The sequence below is a fragment of the Microbulbifer mixtoriginis (SeqCode) genome (genome assembly GCF_052467945.1).
This window is the reverse complement of the sequence record NZ_CP174328.1, coordinates 4,722,501-4,748,237: the sequence shown is the minus strand read 5'-3', so window position 1 is coordinate 4,748,237 and position 25,737 is coordinate 4,722,501. Positions and strand designations below refer to the sequence as shown.

The following is a 25,737-nucleotide window of genomic DNA, read 5'->3' as shown; positions in this document are numbered from 1 at the left end:
GCCTGTCGTCTGTGTGTAGCGCCGACCCAGAGGTCGAACGAAACACCCCACATCAGCGGGGGCCGCATTCTATAAGCGACAACCCGCCTAGTCAATCGGCGACAGAAGTAAGTGCTTACATCACAGACAGTCGCCAATATCAGATCGAGCACCGAAGTGCCCCGACCTACCCCACTCCATCATCGGATGGAGTGGAATACGCCTTATTCGCCAGAGGACTTGAGGGCCTCGGTCAGTGCCGCTTCTACCTCTGCTGCAGAAGGACCTTCGCCGAAGGTTTCCTCCAGCTGCAGGTTGCGCTTGCGCTTGCGTTCTGCGTGGTAGGCCAGACCGGTACCGGCCGGAATCAAGCGGCCCACAACCACGTTCTCTTTCAAACCGCGCAGGCTATCTTCTTTACCGGTTACCGCCGCCTCGGTCAGAACGCGGGTAGTCTCCTGGAACGAAGCCGCAGACAGGAAGGACTCAGTGGCCAGAGACGCTTTGGTAATACCCAGCAACAGGCGCTCGAACTGAGCGGGCTGTTTGCCTTCGGCGCGCAACTGCTCGTTCTCTTCGATCACGCGCTGGTATTCCACCTGGTCGCCCTTAATTAAGCTGGAATCGCCCATCTCGAGGATTTCCACCTTGCGCAGCATCTGACGCACAATAGTCTCGATGTGCTTATCGTTAATACCTACACCCTGGAGACGGTAAACTTCCTGGATCTCGTTAGTGATGTAGCGCGCTAGTTCTTCAACGCCTTTCAGACGCAGAATGTCGTGCGGGTTGGACGGGCCATCAGAGATAACCTCACCCTTTTCTACAGTTTCACCCTCGAACACAGTCAGCTGACGGTGCTTCGGAATCAGAACCTCGTAGTGGTCCTTACCGTTGGCCAGCGGCTTGCCATCACGCGGGGTGATCTGCAGACGCACCTTGCCTTTGGTCTCTTTACCGAAGGAAACGGTACCGGAGATCTCCGCCAGGATGGACGGTTCTTTCGGTTTACGCGCTTCAAACAAGTCGGCAACACGTGGCAGACCACCGGTGATGTCCTTGGTACCGCCAGATTCCTGCGGGATACGTGCGATTACGTCACCCACGTTCACCTTGTCACCATTCTTCAGGCTGAGAATTGCACGTGCCGGCAGTGCGTAGTGCGCGGGGGCATTACTGTTGGCCAGAGTCAGTTCTTCACCGCTCTCATCCAACAGAGTTACCGCCGGACGCAGGTCTTTACCTGCCGCCGGACGCTCGGCTGGATCGATAATTTCGATCGAGGACAGACCGGTAATTTCATCGGTCTGCTTGCGGATGGAGAGGCCCTCTTCCATACCGGACAGTTTCACCCAACCGGCAACTTCGGTGATGATCGGGTGGGTATGCGGATCCCACTTGGCCACAATCTGGCCACCATCAACCTCAGCACCTTCATAAACGCTGATTACAGCACCATAAGGCAGTTTGTAACGCTCGCGCTCGCGGCCGGCGCTATCGGCAATCGCCAATTCACCGGAACGGGAAACCGCTACCAGGTTGCCAGCTTCGGTCTTAACGGTCTTCACATTGTGCAGACGAACAGTACCGCCCAGCTTCACCTGGATGCTGTCTGCAGCAGAGGCGCGGCTCGCAGCACCACCGATGTGGAAGGTACGCATGGTCAGCTGGGTGCCCGGCTCACCGATGGACTGTGCCGCAACAACGCCCACAGATTCACCCGGGTTGGCGCGGTGGCCTCGGGCCAGGTCGCGGCCGTAACACTGGGCACAGATACCGTGTGCAGTAGTACAGGTGATCGGGGAGCGAACCAGAACCTCATCGATACCCATGGCTTCGATGCGCTCTACCCACTTCTCGTCGATCATGGTGCCGGCGGAAACGGCGATTTCATCGCTGCCGGGCTTCAATACATCGCGAGCCACAACACGACCGAGGATACGGTCACCGAGAGATTCGATAACATCACCACCCTCGATTACCGGCGCCATGGTCAGGCCGTCGTCAGTGCCACAATCCAGTTCGGTAATTACCACGTCCTGAGCAACGTCCACCAGGCGACGGGTCAGATAACCGGAGTTCGCGGTTTTCAGTGCGGTATCCGCCAGACCTTTACGAGCACCGTGGGTCGAGATGAAGTACTGCTGTACGGTCAGACCTTCACGGAAGTTCGCGGTAATGGCGTTCTCGATAATGGAGCCGTCTGGACGGGCCATCAGACCACGCATACCAGCGAGCTGACGAATCTGTGCTTCGGAGCCCCGTGCACCGGAGTCTGCATACATGAAAACAGAGTTGAAAGAGTCCTGCTGGGTCTCTTTGCCCTCTCGGTCAATCACCCTCTCTTTCTTAATGCCCGCCATCATCGCCTGGGTCACCTTATCGTTGGTACGGGACCAAACATCGATGACCTTGTTGTATTTTTCACCCTGGGTTACCAGACCGGAGGCAAACTGGCTTTCAATTTCCTTCACTTCCGCTTCCGCGGATTCGATCAACTGAGCTTTCTCGGCCGGGATTTCGAAGTCGTTCACACCAATGGAGGAACCGGACTTGGTAGAGAAATCAAAACCGGTGTACATCAGCTGGTCGGCGAAGATAACCGTCGCCTTCAGGCCCACCTTACGGTAGCACTCGTTCAGTACACGGGAAATAGACTTCTTCTTCATCGGCTGGTTAACCAGCTCGAAGGGCAGGCCTTCCGGGACAATATTCCACAGCAGCGCGCGGCCTACAGTGGTGTCCTGTACAGAGATGGTTTCGTGTTTCTCACCATCTTCACCCACAATATTTTCGCGGATACGCACTTTAACCTTCGCCTGTAAGCCAACCTGCTTGGCATAAAAGGCACGGCTCACCTCTTTGATATCGGAGAAGGACATACCCTCGCCTTTATCGTTGACGCGCTCGCGGGTCATCCAGTACAGGCCCAGTACCACGTCCTGGGACGGTACGATGATCGGCTCACCATTGGCGGGCGACAGGATGTTGTTGGTGGACATCATCAGCGCGCGGGATTCCAGCTGCGCTTCGATGGTCAAAGGTACGTGTACCGCCATCTGGTCGCCGTCGAAGTCGGCGTTATAGGCAGCACAAACCAGCGGATGTAGCTGGATCGCTTTACCTTCAATCAGTACCGGCTCGAACGCCTGAATACCCAGACGGTGCAGGGTCGGTGCTCGGTTGAGCAGTACCGGGTGCTCGCGGATCACCTCGTCGAGGATATCCCAAACGATGGCCTCTTCGCGCTCCACCATTTTCTTGGCGGCTTTGATGGTAGTGGCCAGACCGCGAGTTTCGAGCTTGCCGAAAATAAACGGTTTGAACAGCTCCAGAGCCATTTTCTTGGGCAGACCACACTGGTGCAGGCGCAGGGTCGGGCCAACCACGATCACGGAACGGCCGGAGTAGTCCACACGCTTACCCAGCAGGTTCTGACGGAAGCGACCCTGCTTACCTTTAATCATGTCAGCCAGGGACTTCAGCGGGCGCTTGTTGGATCCGGTGATAGCGCGGCCGCGACGGCCGTTATCCAACAGTGCATCGACAGATTCCTGCAGCATGCGCTTTTCGTTGCGCACGATAATATCCGGCGCATTCAACTCAAGCAGGCGCTTCAGGCGGTTGTTACGGTTGATCACACGACGGTAGAGGTCGTTTAGATCGGAGGTCGCAAAGCGGCCACCATCCAGCGGTACCAGCGGACGCAGATCCGGTGGCAGAACCGGCAAAGCCTTCATTACCATCCACTCCGGGTTGTTACCGGATTTGTAGAAGGCTTCCAGCAGCTTCAGGCGCTTGGACAGTTTCTTGATCTTGGTTTCGGAATTGGTCGCCGGGATCTCTTCACGCAGGCGCTGGATCTCAACTGGCAGCTCAATATCTGCCATCAATTCCTGGATTGCCTCGGCACCCATTTTCGCTTCGAACTCATCGGCGAACTCTTCCATCGCCTCAAAGTACTGCTCATCGTTCAGCAGCTGGCCGCGCTCCAGGGTGGTCATGCCGGGCTCGGTTACCACGTAGGATTCGAAGTACAGCACGCGCTCAATATCGCGCAGGGTCATATCCAGCAACAGGCCGATACGGGATGGCAGGGATTTCAGGAACCAGATATGCGCAACCGGGCTGGCCAGTTCAATGTGGCCCATACGCTCACGGCGCACCTTGGCTTTGGTGACCTCAACGCCGCACTTCTCACAGATAATACCGCGGTGCTTCATGCGCTTGTACTTACCGCACAAGCACTCGTAGTCTTTAACCGGGCCGAAGATCTTGGCGCAGAACAAGCCTTCACGCTCAGGCTTGAAGGTACGGTAGTTGATGGTCTCCGGCTTCTTCACTTCGCCGTAGGACCAGGAGCGGATCATGTCCGGCGAGGCCAGACCGATACGAATCGCATCAAACTCTTCCAGGTGCTCCTGGGACTTCACCAGATTTAATAAATCTTTCAAGGCCTTTCCTCCACTAGGGGGTAGTCAACCCGGCCGTTACGCCGGGCCGGGCGGGCCGGCAACCCCACTGCTTCCAGGGTGCCGGCGCTTGTCTCAATTCACCTGCGAACAGGCTTTTGCACCAATCGGTCTTACTCGTGCTCGAGCTCGAAGTTCATACCGAGAGAGCGGATTTCCTTAACCAGTACATTGAAGGACTCCGGCATGCCAGGCTCCATACGGTGGTCGGAATCCACGATGTTTTTGTACATCTTGGTCCGCCCTTCCACGTCGTCGGATTTGACCGTGAGCATTTCCTGCAGGGTGTATGCGGCGCCGTAGGCTTCCAGCGCCCACACTTCCATCTCCCCGAAACGCTGACCACCGAACTGTGCCTTACCACCCAGCGGCTGCTGGGTAACCAGGCTGTAGGAGCCAGTGGAACGCGCGTGCATCTTGTCGTCCACCAGGTGGTTCAATTTCAGCATGTACATGTAGCCCACGGTAACCGGGCGCTCGAAAGCATCACCGGTACGACCGTCGTGCAGAGTGATCTGGCCGGAATCGGGGATATCGGCAAGGCGCAGCAATTGCTTGATCTCGCTCTCATCGGCACCGTCGAATACCGGGGTCGCCATGGGTACACCGCGACGCAGGTTTTGCGCCATGGTCATGACTTCCTGATCGGAGAACTGATCCAGTTCTTCCTTGCGACCGCCTGTGGAGTTGTAGACCTCTTCCAGGAATCCGCGCACCTTGGCGACTTCCTGCTGCTCCTTGATCATCTTGTCGATTTTGACGCCAAGACCTTTAGCAGCCATACCCAGGTGCATTTCCAGAACCTGACCAACGTTCATCCGCGAGGGAACACCCAGTGGGTTCAGAACGATGTCTACCGGCTCACCGTTTTGGTCGTAAGGCATGTCTTCAACGGGCTTGATTACAGAGATCACACCCTTGTTACCGTGGCGACCGGCCATCTTGTCGCCCGGCTGGATGCGGCGTTTGATCGCTAGGTAGACCTTGACGATTTTCAATACGCCCGGAGCCAGGTCATCGCCGGACTCCAGTTTTTTCTTCTTGTCTTCAAAGGCTTCGTCGAGCAGCTTGCGACGCTCTTTCAGCTGTACTTCTGCCTTCTCCAGCTGCTCGTTGAGACCCTCGTCTTCCATGCGCAGCTTGAACCAGTCTTCACGTGGCAGAGTGGCGAGTACTTCAGTGGTGAGCTCCTGGCCCTTGCTGATACCTTTACCACCGGCAGCCTTCTGACCCTGCAGCGCTTGCTGCAGACGCTCAAAGGTAGCGCCTTCAACAATGCGGTACTCTTCATTCAGGTCCTTGCGAACCTCATCCAGCTGCGCCTTCTCGATATCGATGGAACGCTGATCTTTCTGCAGGCCGTCACGGGTGAATACCTGAACGTCGATCACCGTACCGCGGGTGCCACTGGGCGCGCGCAGGGAAGTGTCTTTAACGTCGGAAGCTTTTTCACCGAAGATTGCACGCAGCAGCTTCTCTTCTGGGGTCAGCTGTGCTTCGCCTTTAGGAGTAACCTTACCGACCAGGATATCGCCGGCACCTACTTCCGCACCGATATATACAATGCCGGACTCGTCCAACTTATTCAGCGCAGACTCACCCACATTGGGGATATCCGCAGTGATCTCCTCACTACCCAGTTTGGTATCTCGGGCAATACAGGTCAGTTCCTGGATGTGAATAGTGGTGAAGCGATCTTCCTGTACAACGCGCTCACTAATAAGGATGGAATCCTCAAAGTTGTAACCATTCCAGGGCATAAAGGCGATACGCATATTCTGGCCAAGAGCCAGCTCACCCAGATCTACAGAAGGACCATCGGCGAGGATATCGCCGCGGGTTACGCGATCACCAGTGTTAACAATCGGGCGCTGATTGATACAGGTATTCTGGTTGGAGCGGATGTATTTGGTCAGGTTATAAATATCTACACCTGCATCACCGGCTTCCACCTCAGCGTCCGCCACGCGGACTACCACACGGCTTGAATCAACACGCTCAATCACACCGCCACGCTTGGCTACCACACATACCCCGGAGTCGCGCGCTACGGTGCGCTCCATACCGGTGCCTACTAGCGGCTTTTCAGCACGCAGGGTCGGTACCGCCTGACGCTGCATGTTCGAGCCCATCAATGCACGGTTGGCGTCATCGTGCTCAAGGAACGGGATCATCGCCGCAGCGACAGAAACCACCTGCTTGGCGGAAACATCCATATACTGGATTTCACCCGGTGCCTTCAGGGTAAATTCGCCATGGTGACGCACGCTGATCAGGTCATCAATGAAGTTGCCGTTGTCATCTACTTCCGCAGACGCCTGGGCAATAATGTAATTTGCTTCATTGATCGCTGACAGGTAAGCGATTTCGTCGGTTACCTTGCCATCAACCACTTTGCGATAAGCACTTTCGAGGAAACCGTAGTGGTTAGCGCGAGCGTAAGTGGCCAGGGAGTTGATCAGACCAATGTTCGGTCCTTCCGGCGTCTCAATCGGACATACGCGGCCGTAGTGAGTCGGGTGCACGTCGCGCACCTCAAAGCCAGCGCGCTCACGGGTCAAACCACCTGGGCCCAGTGCGGAAACACGACGCTTGTGAGTCACTTCCGACAGCGGGTTGTTCTGGTCCATAAACTGGGACAGCTGCGAGGAACCGAAGAATTCCTTCACTGCAGCGGCAACCGGCTTGGCATTGATCAGGTCCTGCGGCATCAGGCCTTCGGACTCCGCCATGGACAGGCGCTCTTTGACCGCGCGCTCCACACGTACCAGACCAACGCGGAACTGGTTCTCGGCCATCTCACCAACGGAGCGCACGCGGCGGTTCCCCAGGTGATCGATATCGTCCACCATGCCCTGGCCGTTACGGATATCGATCAAGGTCTTCAGTACATCGACGATATCTTCTTTGCTCAGGGTGCCTTCGCCGGTCTCGTCTTCACGGCCCAGGCGACGATTGAACTTCATGCGACCAACGGCGGACAGATCGTAGCGCTCGTCGGTGAAGAACAGGTTTTCAAACAGGGATTCCGCAGATTCCTTGGTGGGCGGCTCGCCTGGGCGCATCATGCGGTAGATCTCTACCAGCGCTTCCAGCTGAGTGCGGGAAGGCTCTGCACGCAGGGTATCGGAGATAAACGGTCCACGGTCTAGATCATTGGTGTACAGCGTTTCGAAAGTCTTAATATTGAGTGTGCGTAACTGGGCGATTACTTCAGCGGTAATCTCAGCATTACACTCAACTGCAATTTCACCAGTAGACTCATCGACAATATCGTGAGCCAGAATACGGCCAAACAGGTATTCCAGTGGCGCGTCCAGCTTTTCTACGCCGGCTTTCTCCAGCTGGCGAATATGACGCGGGGTGATACGACGCCCCTCTTCCACAATCACCTTGCCCTGGCCATCTTTAATATCAAAAGAGGCCACGTCACCGCGCAAGCGGGAGGGAATCAGTTCCAGGCTAGCGCGGTCTTCCTGCAGCTCAAACTTGCTGGTCTCGAAGAACATCTCCAGCATTTCCTGGGAGCTATATCCCAGTGCACGCAACAGAATTGTCGCAGGCAGTTTGCGGCGACGGTCGATACGAACGAATACCAAGTCCTTTGGATCGAATTCGAAGTCCAGCCAGGAGCCACGATAAGGAATTACACGCGCGGCGTACAGCAGCTTACCGGAGGAATGGGTCTTGCCTTTGTCGTGATCGAAAAATACACCCGGGGAACGGTGTAGCTGGGATACGATAACACGCTCAGTACCATTAATTACAAAGGTGCCGTTGTCCGTCATGAGCGGGATTTCGCCCATGTAAACTTCCTGCTCTTTGATGTCCTTAATGGACTTATTCGCAGACTCTTTATCGTAAATAATCAGGCGCACACGTACACGCAGCGGACAGGCGTAGGTCACGCCGCGTAGAGTACATTCCTTAACATCGAAAGCGGGCTTACCCAGTGTGTAGCTCACGTACTCCAGAGCGGCATTGCCTGAATAGCTGACAATCGGAAATACGGATTTAAACGCCGCCTGCAGGCCGACATCTAAGCGATCGTCGGGGCGCTTGTCGGCCTGTGTAAAATTGCGATATGAATCCAGCTGTATCGCAAGCAGGAAGGGCACATCCATGACCTTAGGCAGTTTGCCAAAATCCTTGCGGATACGTTTTTTCTCAGTATATGAGTAAGCCATTCAAATTCCCCAGCTTGATCAGTGACAAGACTTCGTGGGACTCCATTCGGGAGCCCCTCCGGGCGAGAAGCCTCTGAACAACACAGATTGCCTGTGCTGTTCAGAAACCTCTCCGCTTGCTTTCGGGCAGCGCAACTGCGCTATGGTTAAATGAGGTTTGCCACGGTTTTATACCGCCGGCACCGCTAAAACCTCAGTACCGCAAACGGCAAAAAGGCCGGCGGACAAAAGTCCACCAGCCTTACCGCTATGTGTCGTTTTAGGCGACCAATAGCGGGAATCGCAACAACCGAATTACTTCAGTTCTACAGTTGCGCCAGCTTCTTCCAGCTCTTTCTTAGCGGCTTCAGCTTCGTCTTTGGTTGCGCCTTCTTTCAGCGGGCTTGGAGCGCCGTCAACCAATGCCTTGGCTTCTTTCAAGCCCAGGCCGGTGATGCCGCGAACAACCTTGATCACGTTCACTTTCTTGTCGCCTGCAGAAGTCAGAACTACGTCGAAAGAGTCTTTCTCTTCAGCGGCAGCTTCGCCACCAGCCGGGCCGGCTACAACTGCTGCTGCAGCAGTTACACCGAACTTCTCTTCCATTGCTTCGATCAGCTCAACAACGTCTTTAACAGACATTTCGGCAACAGCGTTGATGATATCTTCTTTAGTCAGAGACATGAGTCATTACCTGAATTGGTTTGAGCAGTAGCTGCTCGTATTTCGTTTTGAAACCGCGATTCGCTAAAGCGAATTCAATTACGCAGCTTCCTGCTCTTTTTGGTCGCGAACGGCCGCAATAGTGCGGACCAGCTTGCCAGCAGATGCTTCTTTCAACACGCTCATCAGCTTGGCGATCGCCTCGTCGTAAGTCGGCAGGCTTGCCAACAATGCGACGTCGGTGATCGCGCCTTCGAAGGCAGCACCTTTCAGTTCCAGCTTGTCATTGCCCTTGGCGAACTGGCTCAGGATGCGCGCGCCGGCACCTGGGTGTTCGTTAGAGAATGCAATGATGCTAGGACCTACGAATTTGTCAGTCAGACATTCGTAATCGGTTCCTGCCAGAGCGCGACGCGCCAGAGTATTGCGGACGACTTTTAACCAAACGCCGTTCTCGCGAGCCTCTTTGCGCAGGGCAGTCATGTCATTTACGGTAACGCCGCGGGAATCCGCAACTACCGCAGACAGAGCACCCTCAGCAGCTTGCTGGACATCTGCGACAATCGCTTTCTTGTCTTCGAGTCCAATAGCCATAGTGTCACTCCTGGATTTGAAAAAAACCGGGCTCAAAGCCCGATCCGTTCCGGTGCATAAAGCTCAAATCCAGTAAAAATACTGGTTTGGGCGACACCGTCTGCGTAGGCTCAAACCTCTCAACGGCCAACCTGGCCGAGATTTGGATTAAGCCAGACACGTTAAACCTCAACGCATCTGGCACCTACGGTCTTTGACGGCCCACATTTCTGCCTAAGCATCAAGTGGACCCCAAAGTTCGATTTACTATGCGCCAACAGTGTCAGCGCACAGCTTCAATTAGATGTTCAGGGAAGACTGGTCGATAACCAGACCTGGGCCCATAGTGGTGCTCAGGGTGATCTTCTTCAGGTACACACCTTTTGCAGAAGCCGGCTTGGCCTTCTTCAGGTCTGCTACCAGAGCTTCCAAGTTCTCTTTCAGCAAGTTCGCATCGAAAGCAACTTTGCCGATACCACCGTGGATGATGCCGCCTTTGTCAGCGCGGAAACGCACCTGACCAGCTTTGGCATTTTTAACTGCGGTAGCAACGTCTGGAGTTACAGTGCCAGTCTTCGGGTTCGGCATCAGGCCGCGCGGGCCGAGGATTTGACCCAGCTGACCTACAACGCGCATCGCATCGGGAGAAGCGATTACTACGTCGAAGTCCATCTTGCCCGCTTTAACGTCGGCAGCCAGCTCGTCCATACCGATCAGGTCAGCGCCCGCTTCTTTAGCGGCATCAGCGTTTGCACCCTGGGTGAAAACAGCTACGCGAACTTCTTTACCAGTACCGTGCGGCAGAGTGGTCGCACCGCGAACAGCCTGGTCGGATTTACGCGGATCGATACCCAGGTTTACAGAAGCGTCTACAGTCTCTGCAAACTTAACGTTGGACAGCTCTTTCAGCAGAGCTACGGCTTCTTCGATGCCGTATGCTTTACCAGCTTCAACTTTCTCAGCGATTACGCGCTGACGCTTGCTCAATTTAGCCACTTAGAGACCCTCCACTTCGATACCGGCACTGCGTGCGGAACCGGCGATTGTGCGCACGGCCGCGTCCATATCGGATGCAGTCAGGTCAGCCTTTTTCATTTCTACGATCTCTTCGATCTGAGCGCGGGTAACCTTACCGACCTTGTCGGTATTCGGGCGACCGGAACCACTCTTGATCTTGGCGGCCTTGCGCAGCAGTACTGCGGCGGGCGGGGACTTCATGATGAAGGTGAAGGAACGATCGTTGTATACAGAGATCACAACCGGCACCGGCAGACCCGGCTCAAGGCCTTGAGTCTGGGCGTTGAACGCCTTACAGAATTCCATGATGTTCACGCCGTGCTGACCCAGTGCAGGACCAACGGGCGGACTTGGGTTGGCCTGACCGGCCTTAACTTGCAGCTTGATATAAGCTTCTACTTTCTTAGCCATTACAGCTCTCCTCTAGATGGGTGGTAACGCCCGCTACACCTAACCGTTAATGGTTACTGCAACTGGCTCCCCGCCCCGACCAATAAAATCTATTTTCCGGGGACGCGAAAACCCCCTTCCACCTTGCGGCGAAAGAGGGCAAAAAATTTATACTGGAATCAGGTTTTCTCTACCTGACTGAACTCCAGTTCAACTGGGGTGGAGCGTCCAAAGATCAACACAGCCACTCGCAAGCGACTCTTCTCGTAGTTGACCTCTTCGACCACACCGTTGAAATCGTTAAACGGACCATCGATAACCCGAACCATTTCACCTGGCTCAAATAGGGTCTTGGGCTTGGGCTTATCGGCGGAATCGTCGATTCGATTCAGGATAGCCTGCGCTTCGCGATCAGTGATCGGGGCCGGCCTATCCGCCTTGCCTCCGATAAAACCGAGCACTCGAGGAGTTTCTTTTACCAAGTGCCAAGTATCGTCATTCAGTTCCATTTCCACCAGGACATAACCGGGGAAGAACTTGCGCTCACTCTTGCGCTTTTGCCCTGCTCGCATCTCCACCACTTCTTCGGTGGGAACCAGCACTTCACCAAACAGGTGATCCATTTCGTGCAGCTCAATTCGCTCCTTGAGAGAGCTAGCTACACGCTTCTCATAGCCCGAGTAAGCCTGGACCACATACCAATGCTTTGACATGTATCAACCTTTAGCCGATGAGTTTGGATGCCGCCCAACCTAAAGCGGAGTCCAGCGCCCAGAGAATTAGCGCCATAATCAACACAAAAACCACCACAATCACAGTCGTCTGGGTGGCCTCTTGACGAGTCGGCCAAACCACGCGCCTGACTTCCGTTTGCGCTTCGCGCAACAGTTGCCAGAGTGCATTACCCTTCGCAGTATTCACCGCGACAACCAGGGCAGCCAGGCAGATTGCAGTCACTGCCAGCACGCGGTAAATCAGGGGGAATTCGGCATAATAAGAATTGCCCGCTACAGCACCACCAACCAGCAGCACTATTAGCAGCCATTTCAGGCCGTCAAGACGAAAGGTTTTCGCTTCTGCTTTAGCATTCATATATGAAGCCCTTAGCGCACTACAGATAAGCCCTTAGTGCTCAAAAACACAAAAGCCCCACTGACAAGTAGGGTCTTGCGACACCCCTAAACTTATTTCAAGTGGAGTGTTTAAAATGGCAGGCCAGGAGGGACTCGAACCCCCAACACCCGGTTTTGGAGACCGGTGCTCTACCAATTGAACTACTGGCCTGTACAGCTTGGATGCCTTAGCACCCGAAGATAAAGAGGGCTACAGACCACCCTCTTATCTACTGCGCCACCAGGGAACCCTGGCGACACGAAGATCAAAGATTACTCAATGATCTTAGCAACAACGCCCGCACCTACGGTACGACCACCTTCGCGGATAGCGAAGCGCAGGCCGTCTTCCATGGCGATCGGAGCGATCAGGGTAACAACCATTTGAATATTGTCGCCCGGCATTACCATTTCAGTGCCTTCCGGCAGCTCAACCGCACCAGTTACGTCGGTAGTACGGAAGTAGAACTGAGGACGGTAGCCTTTAAAGAACGGGGTGTGACGACCACCTTCGTCCTTGGACAGGATGTACACTTCCGCTTCGAACTTGGTGTGCGGAGTGATGGAGCCCGGCTTAGCCAGCACCTGACCGCGCTCTACTTCGTCACGCTTGGTACCACGCAGCAGCGCACCGATGTTCTCACCAGCACGACCTTCGTCGAGCAGCTTGCGGAACATTTCAACACCAGTACAGGTAGTGGTGGCGGTTTCTTTAATACCAACGATCTCAACTTCGTCGCCAGTGTTGATTACACCACGCTCTACACGACCAGTTACTACGGTACCACGGCCAGAGATGGAGAATACGTCTTCGATCGGCATCAGGAACGGCTGATCTACTGCACGCTCCGGCTCAGGGATGTACTCGTCCAGAGTTTCTACCAGCTTCTTAACAGCGGTAGTACCCATTTCGTTGTCGTCTTCGCCGTTCAGGGCCATCAGAGCGGAACCAACGATGATCGGAGTGTCGTCACCCGGGAACTCGTACTGGTCCAGAAGTTCGCGAACTTCCATTTCTACCAGCTCGAGCAGCTCTTCGTCGTCTACCATGTCCGCCTTGTTCAGGAATACAACGATGTAAGGTACACCTACCTGACGGGACAGCAGGATGTGCTCACGAGTCTGCGGCATGGGGCCGTCAGCAGCGGAACATACCAGGATAGCGCCGTCCATCTGAGCAGCACCGGTGATCATGTTCTTAACGTAGTCGGCGTGTCCCGGGCAGTCTACGTGGGCGTAGTGGCGAGTCGGGGACTCGTACTCAACGTGAGAAGTAGCGATGGTGATACCGCGCTCACGCTCTTCCGGAGCATTGTCGATACCGTCAAAAGCAACAGCGTCACCGCCCCAAACTTCCGCACATACGCGGGTCAGAGCAGCGGTCAGGGTGGTTTTACCGTGGTCAACGTGACCGATGGTGCCCACGTTCACGTGGGGCTTGGAACGTTCAAACTTTTCTTTTGCCATTGCAGCCTCCTAATATAGATGAGCCGCTAACGGCACCACCCACGTACAGAACATGCGCATCCGACCCGGAAAAGCCCGACCCCGGACACAAACAACCGCAAGAGCTCTCACTCTTGCGGCTATTGAAAAATGGAGCTCATGGGCGGATTTGAACCGCCGACCTCACCCTTACCAAGGGTGTGCTCTACCCCTGAGCTACATGAGCAAATCAACGCCTTCCTAGGCGACCACAAGGCTTGCCATTTTGGAGAGCATTCCAGCCGAACCCATAGTTGGAGCGGGCAGCGGGAATCGAACCCGCATCATCAGCTTGGAAGGCTGAGGTTCTACCATTGAACTATGCCCGCTTGCGGGAGCCTCCAGACAAAACTACCTGTCTTGCCGGCAACACCTTACGGTGTAAAAAATGGTGCAGGGGGGTGGATTCGAACCACCGAAGCTTTCGCGTCAGATTTACAGTCTGATCCCTTTGGCCACTCGGGAACCCCTGCCTCAATACGGGGTGCATTTTCTACACCTTCCGCCGCACTGTCAACATTTTTTTCTTTAAATTTCACAGACTTAGCTGAAAAATCTAATGTCGAGCAGCGCCGGGATAAAAATGGAGCTGGCGAGAGGAGTCGAACCCCCGACCGGCTGATTACAAGTCAGCTGCTCTACCAACTGAGCTACGCCAGCCCTATCCCGTCCATTGCCGAAGTTGAATAGTCACCCTCGTCAATGGAGGCGGGATTCTATGGGAAGTTATCCCGACACGCAACACCCTTTTTGCAGAAAAATCAGAATTTTTATGTCGCCTGTTGCCACGTATAGAAAAATACGGTGAACCTTGTTTCACGGCTGGGGACCTAGACCTCTAGCCCAACCCCATCAACCGGATACTTCTGCACAAAGATTACGGCGACGATCCAGCTCGGGATGCTCTTGCTGCAACTGCAACCAAAAATCCGGGGCTAAACTATCTGAGGCACCTGGCGCCAATACGATCCAGCGTTCGGCGTGGGTCTGAGGCTCCTCGCGGAATTGAGCCCGTATGCCTTTCTCAATCAACTCACCTGTCAGAGATTCAGCACGCGAACGCTCGCTGAAAATGCCAAAGGAAATACCATCAGCCAACGCACCCTTGGGGATCACATAACTATCTATTCCCTGTGCCTGCAATTCTCGTAAACGGTTGTAGGCTTCTCGCCTGGAATTCAATGGTGGCAGAAAAACCCAGTAACGCATCTGCCCTTGCATCTCCACATCTCGCAATACGGCAGAAACCTGCAGGGACTTTAAGCGCTGTACTATCGCCTCTCCAAATAACTCCTCCGCAAATGGGCCAAGCAAAGTGCAGAGCTGCTCAGTAGAGCTTGCCTTTGCTGGCGACATGGGAGCCACCGGCACAGGAGACAGCTTCTGCGGAGATATTTCATTGACCAGGGCAATACTCTGGACCTGTACCTCCGCCCTTTTATCGGCAACCCTTATTCTCTCTTTATCAGAGGTTGAAGTACCAACAAACCAAGCAAAGACGCCGAAATTCAACAGTATTAAGAAAAAAGCTATCCAGCGCATAGGGTGTTATTTATTTCAAGGATTACTTAACGCCAAGCCATCCATTACCAGCTCAGGAACCAAATGGTGCTCCCGCTGATAAAGAGCTGACAGCACTGGGGCATCGCCGCCTGTCAACCACAACAGCGGTTCTTCAGCACAGTATCCACGCAACTCTTCCAGTGCACGATCGATGGCACCAAGTACCATAAGCAGGAGGCCTCGGTTTATGGCTTCATCGGTACTGCGGCCTGCACCGAGGGACTCAGTTAGAGCAATATCCTGCGCACTTTTAGCCGCATGAGTATCCAGATACAAAGAACGTTGCATAAGGCCGACACCAGGGACAATGTAGCCCCCCAAGTGACGCCCGCTATTGTCGACCAAATCCAGAGTGACCGCACTGCCACAGTCGACAATTAGGGCCGCCCGCCGCTCTCGATCATAGGCAGCCAGCATAGCCAGCCAGCGATCAGTGCCGAGCAGGCGGTGATTATCATAGCCACAAGCTACTCCAGCGCATTCCAGCAGAACCTGCGAAAACTCCACCTCAAGTGAAAACAACTCCTGAATATGCCCGATCAGCGTCTCCGCAACTTGCGGTCCCGCCACATTGACCACGCGTACTCTCCGCGGGTCCAACAGATCCCACCCATCGGGCAAATGCCCATCGCGCAGATCAGCAGTCATAAAGCTACCCCTGGCGCTCACCTGTAATTCATCTAACAGGCGCCACTTGCCCCGGGTATTACCGATATCCAGTTCGAGAATCAAACCTGCCCCCGTAAAGAAATCTCACCACCATGGAAGTGTTGCACTTGCCCGTCCATATTTAACTTCAAAGCACCCTTTTCACTAACGCCAACTGCAACTCCGCTCCAGGTTTGACTCCCTGCCTGCAGAGTAACCTTTTGCCCAGCAAACTGATCCAGCTTCATCCAGGCTTCACGGTAAGCAACAAAACCTTGTTCGGTATAGCTGTATAAAAGCGGTAGCAGCTCAGTCAGAATCGCTGCAACCAATCGATTGCGAGATATTCCGGGCTTCACTTGTTGCAAGTCTGCCCATGGCTGATCTATTGCCGTGGCAATCTCACTTCGCAGGCCACTATTTAAACCAATACCAATCACCACAGCACAGCGATCTGTAAGATCGCCTTTAAGCTCCAGTAAAACACCAGATAACTTTCGACCGCGACACCAAACATCATTTGGCCATTTGAGGCGAACATCCGGTACCGAAAAGCGCTCCAATGCCCGGGCAATAGCCACCCCAACGGCGAGGCTCAATCCTTCGAGGCATTGAACCCCCCCATTGAACTCCCACCCAATGGATAGGCTGATGCCCGCCCCATAGGGGCTAACCCATTGCCGACCACGACGACCGCGCCCGGCACTCTGCCGCTCGGAGAGCAGTGCAACCCCGTGTCCTCTTCCCTCCTCCATGAGTGATAGCAACTCGGTATTGGTGGAGTCGACCTCATCAAATAACATCAACTCTCGCAATAGCACCCCGGCTTGCTCACCCAATGTGCTGTAAATTTTTTCTGAGGACAGGAGCTCCAAACCACCAGGCAAGCGATAGCCTTGCCCCTTAATGGACTCCAAAGCCAATCCGTACTGCTCTAGCTTCTGTAACTGCTTCCAAACCGCAGCCCGGCTTACTCCTAGAGCCAATCCGAGCGCCTCACCAGAGTGCGTCTCGCCATCAGCCAATAATTCCAAAACTGGGCGCAATGGTTCCAGTGGACTTTTCTTAATAGTGTCTAGCAAGGTAATTAACTTTTTATATAGCGACGGAAATAACGGTGCCCTAAGCTGGTCAGCACTTCATAACCTATGGTGCCAGCGTATTCAGCCACCTCATCTACCGTCAGGTCTTTATTCAGTATCTCAATCGATTGGAGGGATTCCCGCTCCTCTTGAGAGAGAGCAGAAATATCAAACGTTGTGGAATCCATGGAAATCCGGCCAATTATCGGCAGTTGGCGGCCATAGGCCCAGCCACAACCACGCCCTCCCTGAGCCCGGATTATCCCATCGGCATATCCACCACGGGCTACCGCCAACCAGCTGCCCGCTGCTATTTGTTGGGTAGCTCCATAGCCTACCCACTGTTCACGGCTGACAAATCGCTTTTGCACGATAGGCAGACTGAGTGCCACAGCTGAGCGCATAGGGTTTGTGGCCCCGGGTATTGGATTGACGCCATAAAGCGCAGAGCCCGGCCGCGCAATATCAAAGTGATACTCTTCACCTAGGAAAATACCCGATGAATTGGCGAGACTCAGCTGAACCTCAGGGCACAGGGCCCTCAATCTTTCCCCAGCCGCTTTAAAGCTACGCAACTGAATATTGTTTTGTGGATGCTGGGGTTCATCCGCACAGGCAAGGTGGCTCAGCAAAATACGAATATCCGCCGAGCGCAACAACTGACTATCTCTTAGCAGTAGGTCAAACTCTTCGGGAGACATACCCAGGCGAGTCATACCCGAATCTATCTTTAGCGCACAAGGCGCCTTAATCCCCTCACTAACGGAAATATCCACCCAGTTGCGCAACTGCTCTAGTGTGAAAAGTGTCGGCATTAATCCTGCGCGTACACATTCCAGCTCTGCTCCGGTGCGCACCCCAGTCAAGATAACAATGCGAACGCTATCACCCAGCTCTTTACGCAGGCGCTCCCCTTCCGTTTGCGTTGCCACAAAAAAGTCTCGGCAACCCTGTCTATACAGAGCCGGCACTACCTGATTCATACCAAGGCCATAGGCATCCGCTTTGACTACTGCGCCACAGCGAGTACCCGCTGCCAGTCGCTTAGTCAGATCCAGGTAGTTGTCAGCAATGGACTGCAAATTGATACTCAGCAGACCCTCGCGAAAATCGTTCATGCCATTACAACTCTCAGTTCACCAGCTAGGTTGCCCCAAGTAAGCTTTCACGCCGTAAAGCACGGGCACCTACTAATATACACAGCCCGACCAAAGAAAGGGTGACCAGGGAACCAGCTATCGCCAGGGAGACAGAAACGGACTCACCAGCCATTAATGCACTCAACCACTGCTGCTGCCCGATAAGTGGAGTCAACTGCCACAAGGGCGAGTCCAGTTCAATATTGGACAATTTCAATACAATTAACAGTGTGACAGGTAGAGCCTGTAAAATACTCAGCTGAATCTGAGCATCTTTAAAAGAACGGGAACGCAGAGATAACAGAATCTGCAATACAGCAACCAGAAGTGCTAAGGGCAGTAAAATAAGACTTATCGCCATCAGTTCATTGATGCCAGCTGAAAAGCGGACACCAATCTCAGCCAAGGGAAGCAAGCCAAGTGATAAAGTTAAAACTGCCAGAGAAAGAAGTGCACCAAACCAACCAATACTGGTAACGGCTACAGCTTTCGCCACCACAAGTTGCCAGCTGCTTATAGGCTGCTGTAATAATACCTCGATGGTCATGCGCTCACGCTCCCCAGCAGAAGTATCAATAGAAGCGGCCGCACTACACACTAGCAGTGCCATTATCAGTAACAAGGGAACCATCAGCCCCCAAATTGCCAATCCTCGACTAGACGGCGTACTGACATCCCGCACCTCAAGCTGCCACGGTGCTAAAACCTGAGTTGCTAAACCTCTGGCCGCTAAACGCTGTCGCACAATCACCTGCTGAAATAGCGCCAACTGCTGCTGCACCAGCTGTGCAGCACGCCCCGCAGACTGATCGGCACTATTTACATACAGATAAATCTTGGGAGACAACAGGCTTCGATAATCTTCAGTAAAGTTTTGCTCTATTCGCAGAACCACATCATATGTATCTGCTAAAAGCGCTTGAGGAGCCCCATCTTGCAAGCGCTCAATTCGCAAGTCCCCTGTCTGTAACTGCTCCTCCAACAGCGGCGCATACTCAGCCCCAATAATAGCTACATCAAAGGAGGTATCAGACATTACCTTCAAAGATAAAGCGCCACTACTAATGATCAGCACAGGGAACAATAAGGTGAAACCTAGTGTGATCATTAGGGCGCGTCGATCACGCCAAACTTCGCGTAACTCTTTAAGAAGTAATGCTCGCATCTGCAAAGAAAATAGATTTTTAAAACTCATCCTACCGGCTCACCGCATTTGTCTTTTTCTAACAAATTCCCATAGGCAAGCTCCACAAAGCTATCCTCAAGGCTTGCGGAGCCAGTCTGTTGCATAAGTTCATCCGGGGTCCCGCTCCCCACTATCGAACCTCCCGCCATAACTAGAACTCTGTCGGATAGCTCGAGCACTTCAGCCATAATATGGCTGGAAAATAAAACAGCAGTTCCCTCTGCCCTCAAGCGCAAAAGCGTCTTACGTAACAGGCGAGCAGCAAGTATATCCAACCCCCGGGTTGGCTCATCGAGCACCAAGTGACTCGGACGATGCACCAATGCTCTAGCGAGAGAAACTTTCATCCGCTCTCCCTGAGAAAACCCCTTGGTTCGGCGATTCCACAGGTTCGATAGTTCTAATTCTTCCTTAACCGATTGCAGTGCAAATTCTAATTCTGACCCAGTCAGCCCTTGAGCACAGGCAAAAAAGGATAAATATTCTGCAACAGTGAGCCGCTCATAAAGCCCCTCCCTATCACCTACAATACCAAGCTGCCTACGAGCACCTTTTGGATTTTTACAAGGGTCTATATCACCAACAAAAACTTTGCCGCTATCTGCATTCAAAAGACCGGCAATTATTCTCAGGCACGTGGTCTTTCCAGCACCGTTAGCACCAAGCAAGGCCGTTATCTCACCATCTGGCACAGAAAAGCTAAGATTGCGCAGTATAGAAACCCCAGAAAATTGCTTATTTACCCCCTCAACCTTAATCACAGTGCATTCTCCCCAAGCTTTCCACTTGTAGTGGTAGGCGCTACGCGCTGCATTATCTCTGGCCCATAAATTCCACTCACAAACGGTGGCCTGTGAATTTCATCAACACAAGTCGTTGCCAATTCTTTCCCTGAAGAGTCCAGGAACTCTTCGATTAACTGCGGTACACAACCTCTCATGGAATTAATATGACCACCGCTAGCAATGATTAAATGCTGTTTATTGGTCAAGTAGCCAAGTTGTTTTTCGGCATATCTTGGAGGCGTTATTGGATCGGCTTCCCCGGAAATTAGTAAAACCGGGTGCTCTCGATGTTGTGGTTTAGCATAGGAGCGATCGGCAACAGGCCAAACTTCACAACCACGTTCAAATATCTCAAGAAAAGCATTTCCCGCAAAAGACCCATTAGTATCAGCTAAAATCTCCTCCTCACTGATACGGGATAATTCTTCCGCACAAGCAATAGAAAGCGTTAAGCCAAGGAACATACCTAAAGCTGACTCGGGAAATAAACCAGTAATACCCGCAAGCGGATAATAATTCCCCAAGCCAGCCTGCTGAATAGCAAAGGGTAATTGCGCAGCAGCTTCTGGAGAGTAAAGGGCGGCACGTATGGTATTTTGTAGCACCCAACGAGACATTGAATGCTTCATTGGCTTTCCTGTCACAGGATCAGGGAAATCCATAGATTTAGACTCATCCCATTGACTTAATAATTTATCCAATACCTCCCTCCAGTTTCCAAACTTAGAGCAGCTCAGCTCTAAGCTGCAATCACGCATCAGTATTTGAATAGCGTCTTCCGCAGCTGCCGCACTTAGAAAGACTTTAGTATCGATAGGTGCAACCGCATCGAGCACCAATGTTTTCAAACTGTTCGGATGCCACTGTTGATAAAGAAGTGCTGTTCGGGTCCCCCAAGATCCCCCCCAAAGAGATATTTGCTTGTGATTAAAATACTTTCGTACCTTTTCCAGGTCCTCAACCGCTTGTCGACTACTCAATGAATTAGCAAAAGTAGCCTGCTGTAGATAACACTGCTTCAATTCTTTGGAAATCAGTGATAAATCCATTGGTGTATGCCGATCTATACCACAATCAAATGACCGAGAGTGCCCGGTTCCCCTCCGGTCAACCATGACTATTGCCCGGTTCTGATTAATTTTTCGGAATGTGTGCAATAGCGGAATCAAACCACTCGCGGCCTGACCTGGACCACCAGCAAGAAGATATAAAGGCTCTCGCTGCGTCTCATCTAGAGCCGGTGAAACAAATACTGCTAAATTTACCTTGCTATCTCCGTGCCCGACTGAAATTCGCTCGCACCTTAATGGGTGCCGCCAACCATCCAAATAGCATTCCTGCGTATTAGACAATTCCTTTGCAGTTATTACCGGCGCTAATAACAAGACGCTTAATATGGCGATAGCAGTTCGAAGACTGTTTACCCCTAACACGTTATTATTCTCCTTAACCTATGGTGCCAAGCTTCGCAGTGTATCCAACTTCCAACATCTCTGTCCCCAGCCACTCAACCTCGAAGAATTGCATTAGCACCCATCTGCTCTGAGTGGTAAGGTTTCAGTTTTAGCTTGCCCATGACTGCACCCATGAGCTTTTCAGACCGTGAAAAACACTTAATTCGAGCCGCTTTTGCCTGGGGCCAGATCACCCAGCAGGAGGGCTATACACTTTCTGACCTTGAAATTGAGAAGTCTGTACTTTTCCGTCGCTTACTTGGTGGCCGACCAGCACTGGCTTTTCCTCCCCCCCTGCGCCACGGTTTTCCTTGGTATGAAGTTATTGAGGGGCGTGCTGAGCATATCGTCAGTGCTTCTGAAGCATCTCCCGAGTGCAGTATCATCGCGCCAGGATGTAAAATTGGTGAAACTTGCATACTGATTGATGGCGCTTTTTGGCGAGTGGTTGAAACCATTTCTGAGCGGGAAGAATATATCGTTGAGTGGGGACAATACCCCATGCAATGGCGATTAAAAAAACACTGGGAAGTCAATTATGAGATGACCCAACAACTACACAGCTTCCGCAGAGACAACCCCACCGCCAAAGTCTCCTTTGACAATTACCTTAGCCAAAGAGACTATCGAGAATTTCGTATTGATGACGATCAAACTGTCTGGTTGTGTGAGTGGCAGCTTAGCCGTATAAGCCTCCCTGGCTGGGTTTGGGTAGGTACCTTACTATCCCCAACCGACACAGATTTTGCTCCTGTCGACGAAGACTCTCTCGGCCCTATAGTCTTTGGAGAACCTGGAAAGGAAGCCGGTATTGCCTGGCTCCGTATAGAAGAAGCTGGCGCCGAAGCTCGTTTTGTCAGGCTCAATGGCACACATGATTACCAATCCCTCTCCAATGCCAGTGCAACCCACCTAAAGGGCTTGTTACATAGTCTGCAGGAGACACAGGAGGATATTGAGATAATAGACTGCCAGGCAGGTACAGTTATTCGGCACTTTACTCTTCCCTCAGCTCTTGTTCCCCTTGATGAATTACGCTTGAAAGAAATGCAGTATGATCTAGTTCCGGACAATGCCTATGAGCAGGTAAATTAATTCAAGTTGTAAGTACTTTCTGAAGCCCCTCTCTAGGGGCTTTTTATTACTCCCCTTTTACACACACCCGAACATCCTTCCAAGTTACCCACAACACCAAGGCATATTTCTGTTTCCTGCTGATGACCATTCCATTAACAGGCTGTTACTAACAGAATCCATGGATAGAGCTGTGTATAACTCAGGGATATCCACGCTCAGGCCCCTGTTTCCGCGGGGCCCTTTTCAACGGGTAAAAAAACACCAGCCATTTATCCACTTTCCAGCGCTTGGCGTTATTAACAGAAAGTCTGGATAGACTTGTGCATAACTGCGGTATATCCGCGCCAGGCCCCGTGGTTGCACAGGTTCATTAAAACGTGCAAAAAATCACCGGTATTTTTATTGGTATTTTTGCGCCGTTTTTTTCAACGCAATGATTTTTCTAGGCTAAAGAGCACTTTTTAATTTCAGGTGTTTTTTTGGTGGTGCTTGAGGTGCAGATTAAATAAAGCGCGCTATTTTTTTGTATTTTCATTTTTTCCTTACAGAAAAAATTTAAGAAAGTGCTTTATTTATAGGAGGGAAGGCTCTTCGGAGCTTTTTAGAGCCTGCGCTTTTTTCATTGGCTTTTACCGAGTTGGATTTTTCGGCGGGAGTGTTGCGAGTAAAAATTCGATTGAGCTTTTATTTTTTCTGTATTTTGAATTTATTTTTTTATTCTCTGTTTTTATTTTTTGATGCATTCAATATTTTTTTGCACATAAAAAAAGGGCCACCCTATTGGGTGGCCCTTTTCGGATTAGAAGCCTGACGATGACCTACTCTCACATGGGGAAGCCCCACACTACCATCGGCGATGTTGCGTTTCACTTCTGAGTTCGGCAAGGGATCAGGTGGTTCCACAACTCTATTGTCGTCAGGCAAACTGGCTTGGGTTGGCGTTGGTCTTATAAGCAATTTTGCTTGGCCTGCCGTGTTATCGCTGTTTGCCTCGGTCTGTTGACCGGCGATAACCCCAAATAAGTCGGTAAAACAATCTGTAGTAATACACCGCAAGCGATCATTGTGTGTCTTTCATTCCACAATCCGCTAGCTTAGCTAGTCGTTAGTAACCATCTCTGTTGTATGGTCAAGCCGCACGGGCAATTAGTACTGGTTAGCTCAACGCCTCACAACGCTTCCACACCCAGCCTATCAACGTGGTAGTCTTCCACGGCCCTTTAGGACTCTCAAGGAGTCAGGGAAATCTAATCTTGAAGGAGGCTTCCCGCTTAGATGCTTTCAGCGGTTATCCCGTCCGAACATAGCTACCGGGCAATGCCACTGGCGTGACAACCCGAACACCAGAGGTTCGTTCACTCCGGTCCTCTCGTACTAGGAGCAACTCTTCTCAAATTTCCAACGCCCACGGCAGATAGGGACCGAACTGTCTCACGACGTTCTAAACCCAGCTCGCGTACCACTTTAAATGGCGAACAGCCATACCCTTGGGACCGGCTTCAGCCCCAGGATGTGATGAGCCGACATCGAGGTGCCAAACACCGCCGTCGATGTGAACTCTTGGGCGGTATCAGCCTGTTATCCCCGGAGTACCTTTTATCCGTTGAGCGATGGCCCTTCCATACAGAACCACCGGATCACTATGACCTACTTTCGTACCTGCTCGACATGTCTGTCTCGCAGTCAAGCGCACTTATACCATTATGCTCATTGCATGATTTCCGACCATGCTGAGTGCACCTTCGTACTCCTCCGTTACTCTTTGGGAGGAGACCGCCCCAGTCAAACTACCCACCATACACTGTCCTCGATCCGGATAACGGACCAGAGTTAGAACCTCAAACATACCAGGGTGGTATTTCAAGGACGGCTCCACAATAACTAGCGTTACTGCTTCAAAGCCTCCCACCTATCCTACACAAGTAGGCTCAAAGTTCAGTGCAAAGCTGTAGTAAAGGTTCACGGGGTCTTTCCGTCTAGCCGCGGGTACACTGCATCTTAACAGCGATTTCAATTTCACTGAGTCTCTGGTGGAGACAGCGTGGCCATCGTTACGCCATTCGTGCAGGTCGGAACTTACCCGACAAGGAATTTCGCTACCTTAGGACCGTTATAGTTACGGCCGCCGTTTACCGGGGCTTCGATCAAGAGCTTCGCCGAAGCTAACCCCATCAATTAACCTTCCGGCACCGGGCAGGCGTCACACCCTATACGTCCTCTTACGAGTTTGCAGAGTGCTATGTTTTTAATAAACAGTCGCAGCCACCTGGTCACTTCGACCGGCCTCAGCTTAGGGAGCAAGTCCCATCACCAAAACCGGCGTACCTTCTCCCGAAGTTACGGTACCATTTTGCCTAGTTCCTTCACCAGAGTTCTCTCAAGCGCCTTGGTATTCTCTACCTGACCACCTGTGTCGGTTTAGAGTACGATTCACTATTGCCTGAAGCTTAGAAGTTTTTCCTGGAAGCAGGGCATCAACCACTTCACCCACTAAGTGGGCTTCGTCATCAGTTCTCAGCCTTAGGGACCCGGATTTGCCTAAGTCCCCAGCCTACAACCTTAAACATGGACAACCAATCGCCATGCTGGCCTAGCCTTCTCCGTCACTCCGTCGCAGCAATAGCGAGTACAGGAATATTAACCTGTTTCCCATCGACTACGGCTTTCGCCCTCGCCTTAGGGGTCGACTAACCCTGTCCCGATTAGCGTTGGACAGGAACCCTTGGTCTTCCGGCGGGGAGGTTTTTCACCTCCCTTGTCGTTACTCATGTCAGCATTCGCACTTGTGATACCTCCAGCAGACCTCCCGATCCACCTTCAACGGCTTACACAACGCTCCTCTACCATGCTCCTAAGAGCATCCGCAGCTTCGGTTACCAGTTTTAGCCCCGGTATATCTTCCGCGCAGGCCGACTCGACTAGTGAGCTATTACGCTTTCTTTAAAG

General features: G+C 52.5%; 17 protein-coding genes, 5 tRNA genes and 2 rRNA genes (1 of these 24 cut by a window edge). 1 reads left to right on the top strand and 23 read right to left on the bottom strand.

Going from position 1 to position 25,737, the window contains the following annotated elements:
• Window positions 1-203 precede the first annotated feature (203 nt).
• From rpoC to ACJJIJ_RS20530, 21 genes are all read right to left on the bottom strand, one after another.
• Window positions 204-4,433, bottom strand: coding sequence for a DNA-directed RNA polymerase subunit beta' (gene rpoC / locus ACJJIJ_RS20630; RefSeq protein WP_444938306.1), 4,230 nt, complete (start codon window positions 4,431-4,433; stop codon window positions 204-206).
• A gap of 131 nt (window positions 4,434-4,564) precedes the next feature.
• Window positions 4,565-8,638, bottom strand: coding sequence for a DNA-directed RNA polymerase subunit beta (gene rpoB, locus ACJJIJ_RS20625; protein WP_444938305.1), 4,074 nt, complete (start codon window positions 8,636-8,638; stop codon window positions 4,565-4,567).
• Window positions 8,639-8,932: 294 nt separating this feature from the next.
• Window positions 8,933-9,301, bottom strand: coding sequence for a 50S ribosomal protein L7/L12 (gene rplL / locus ACJJIJ_RS20620; RefSeq protein ID WP_252084407.1), 369 nt, complete (start codon window positions 9,299-9,301; stop codon window positions 8,933-8,935).
• A gap of 78 nt (window positions 9,302-9,379) precedes the next feature.
• The gene (rplJ, locus tag ACJJIJ_RS20615) at window positions 9,380-9,874 is read right to left on the bottom strand and encodes a 50S ribosomal protein L10 (RefSeq protein WP_020411124.1); all 495 of its coding nucleotides are present in this window, start codon (window positions 9,872-9,874) and stop codon (window positions 9,380-9,382) included.
• A gap of 279 nt (window positions 9,875-10,153) precedes the next feature.
• Window positions 10,154-10,849, bottom strand: coding sequence for a 50S ribosomal protein L1 (gene rplA, locus ACJJIJ_RS20610; protein WP_152451120.1), 696 nt, complete (start codon window positions 10,847-10,849; stop codon window positions 10,154-10,156).
• The gene (gene rplK, locus ACJJIJ_RS20605; protein ID WP_444938304.1) at window positions 10,850-11,281 is read right to left on the bottom strand and encodes a 50S ribosomal protein L11; all 432 of its coding nucleotides are present in this window, start codon (window positions 11,279-11,281) and stop codon (window positions 10,850-10,852) included. It abuts the gene before it with no gap.
• A 158-nt stretch (window positions 11,282-11,439) separates the two neighbouring features.
• Window positions 11,440-11,973 carry a transcription termination/antitermination protein NusG gene (nusG, locus tag ACJJIJ_RS20600; protein WP_252084405.1) on the bottom strand — a complete coding sequence of 178 codons (534 nt, stop codon included), beginning with the start codon at window positions 11,971-11,973 and terminating at the stop codon, window positions 11,440-11,442.
• A gap of 10 nt (window positions 11,974-11,983) precedes the next feature.
• Window positions 11,984-12,352, bottom strand: a complete 369-nt coding sequence (secE, locus tag ACJJIJ_RS20595; RefSeq protein WP_152451114.1) for a preprotein translocase subunit SecE — start codon at window positions 12,350-12,352, stop codon at window positions 11,984-11,986.
• A 116-nt stretch (window positions 12,353-12,468) separates the two neighbouring features.
• Window positions 12,469-12,544: transfer RNA gene (locus tag ACJJIJ_RS20590), tRNA-Trp, on the bottom strand.
• Window positions 12,545-12,645: 101 nt separating this feature from the next.
• The gene (tuf, locus tag ACJJIJ_RS20585; protein WP_444938303.1) at window positions 12,646-13,839 is read right to left on the bottom strand and encodes an elongation factor Tu; all 1,194 of its coding nucleotides are present in this window, start codon (window positions 13,837-13,839) and stop codon (window positions 12,646-12,648) included.
• A gap of 130 nt (window positions 13,840-13,969) precedes the next feature.
• Window positions 13,970-14,044 (bottom strand) — tRNA-Thr (locus tag ACJJIJ_RS20580).
• 68 nt (window positions 14,045-14,112) lie between these two features.
• Window positions 14,113-14,186, bottom strand: a tRNA-Gly gene (locus tag ACJJIJ_RS20575).
• Between the two features lie 60 nt (window positions 14,187-14,246).
• Window positions 14,247-14,330 (bottom strand) — tRNA-Tyr (locus ACJJIJ_RS20570).
• Between the two features lie 111 nt (window positions 14,331-14,441).
• Window positions 14,442-14,517: transfer RNA gene (locus ACJJIJ_RS20565), tRNA-Thr, on the bottom strand.
• A gap of 192 nt (window positions 14,518-14,709) precedes the next feature.
• Window positions 14,710-15,399, bottom strand: coding sequence for an SPOR domain-containing protein (locus ACJJIJ_RS20560; RefSeq protein ID WP_252084403.1), 690 nt, complete (start codon window positions 15,397-15,399; stop codon window positions 14,710-14,712).
• A gap of 15 nt (window positions 15,400-15,414) precedes the next feature.
• A complete protein-coding gene (locus ACJJIJ_RS20555; RefSeq protein WP_252084402.1) occupies window positions 15,415-16,152 on the bottom strand; it encodes a type III pantothenate kinase in 738 nt (245 codons plus the stop codon).
• Window positions 16,149-17,150: a bifunctional biotin--[acetyl-CoA-carboxylase] ligase/biotin operon repressor BirA gene (birA, locus tag ACJJIJ_RS20550; protein ID WP_252084401.1), complete on the bottom strand. Its 1,002-nt coding sequence runs from the start codon at window positions 17,148-17,150 to the stop codon at window positions 16,149-16,151. The genes ACJJIJ_RS20555 and birA overlap by 4 nt, the downstream gene beginning before the upstream one ends.
• Window positions 17,151-17,155: 5 nt before the next feature.
• Complete coding sequence (gene alr / locus ACJJIJ_RS20545; RefSeq protein WP_252084400.1) at window positions 17,156-18,268, bottom strand: alanine racemase; 1,113 nt, start codon at window positions 18,266-18,268, stop codon at window positions 17,156-17,158.
• A 25-nt stretch (window positions 18,269-18,293) separates the two neighbouring features.
• A complete protein-coding gene (locus ACJJIJ_RS20540; RefSeq protein ID WP_252084399.1) occupies window positions 18,294-19,484 on the bottom strand; it encodes an ABC transporter permease in 1,191 nt (396 codons plus the stop codon).
• Window positions 19,481-20,236 carry an ABC transporter ATP-binding protein gene (locus ACJJIJ_RS20535; RefSeq protein WP_252084398.1) on the bottom strand — a complete coding sequence of 252 codons (756 nt, stop codon included), beginning with the start codon at window positions 20,234-20,236 and terminating at the stop codon, window positions 19,481-19,483. Before ACJJIJ_RS20535 ends, ACJJIJ_RS20540 begins: the two co-directional genes overlap by 4 nt.
• Window positions 20,233-21,693: an alpha/beta hydrolase gene (locus ACJJIJ_RS20530; RefSeq protein WP_252084397.1), complete on the bottom strand. Its 1,461-nt coding sequence runs from the start codon at window positions 21,691-21,693 to the stop codon at window positions 20,233-20,235. Before ACJJIJ_RS20530 ends, ACJJIJ_RS20535 begins: the two co-directional genes overlap by 4 nt.
• Window positions 21,694-21,846: 153 nt before the next feature.
• Between ACJJIJ_RS20530 and ACJJIJ_RS20525 the strand changes: the two genes are divergently transcribed.
• The gene (locus ACJJIJ_RS20525) at window positions 21,847-22,809 is read left to right on the top strand and encodes a hypothetical protein (protein WP_252084396.1); all 963 of its coding nucleotides are present in this window, start codon (window positions 21,847-21,849) and stop codon (window positions 22,807-22,809) included.
• 787 nt (window positions 22,810-23,596) lie between these two features.
• Here ACJJIJ_RS20525 and rrf read toward each other — a convergent pair.
• Both rrf and ACJJIJ_RS20515 read right to left on the bottom strand, forming a co-directional pair.
• A 5S ribosomal RNA gene (rrf, locus tag ACJJIJ_RS20520) occupies window positions 23,597-23,712 on the bottom strand.
• A gap of 204 nt (window positions 23,713-23,916) precedes the next feature.
• Window positions 23,917-25,737, bottom strand: a 23S ribosomal RNA gene (locus ACJJIJ_RS20515) (it continues 1,061 nt past the right edge of the window).

What these genes read in the sequence shown, in the direction of transcription:
- rpoB (WP_444938305.1), bottom strand. Translation starts at nt 8,638, where the DNA reads ATGGCTTACTCATATACTGAGAAAAAACGTATCCGCAAGGATTTTGGC.
- rplL (WP_252084407.1), bottom strand. Translation starts at nt 9,301, where the DNA reads ATGTCTCTGACTAAAGAAGATATCATCAACGCTGTTGCCGAAATGTCT.
- rplJ (WP_020411124.1), bottom strand. Translation starts at nt 9,874, where the DNA reads ATGGCTATTGGACTCGAAGACAAGAAAGCGATTGTCGCAGATGTCCAG.
- rplK (WP_444938304.1), bottom strand. Translation starts at nt 11,281, where the DNA reads ATGGCTAAGAAAGTAGAAGCTTATATCAAGCTGCAAGTTAAGGCCGGT.
- nusG (WP_252084405.1), bottom strand. Translation starts at nt 11,973, where the DNA reads ATGTCAAAGCATTGGTATGTGGTCCAGGCTTACTCGGGCTATGAGAAG.
- secE (WP_152451114.1), bottom strand. Translation starts at nt 12,352, where the DNA reads ATGAATGCTAAAGCAGAAGCGAAAACCTTTCGTCTTGACGGCCTGAAA.
- tuf (WP_444938303.1), bottom strand. Translation starts at nt 13,839, where the DNA reads ATGGCAAAAGAAAAGTTTGAACGTTCCAAGCCCCACGTGAACGTGGGC.
- ACJJIJ_RS20560 (WP_252084403.1), bottom strand. Translation starts at nt 15,399, where the DNA reads ATGCGCTGGATAGCTTTTTTCTTAATACTGTTGAATTTCGGCGTCTTT.
- alr (WP_252084400.1), bottom strand. Translation starts at nt 18,268, where the DNA reads ATGAACGATTTTCGCGAGGGTCTGCTGAGTATCAATTTGCAGTCCATT.
- ACJJIJ_RS20540 (WP_252084399.1), bottom strand. Translation starts at nt 19,484, where the DNA reads ATGAGTTTTAAAAATCTATTTTCTTTGCAGATGCGAGCATTACTTCTT.
- ACJJIJ_RS20525 (WP_252084396.1), top strand. Translation starts at nt 21,847, where the DNA reads ATGAGCTTTTCAGACCGTGAAAAACACTTAATTCGAGCCGCTTTTGCC.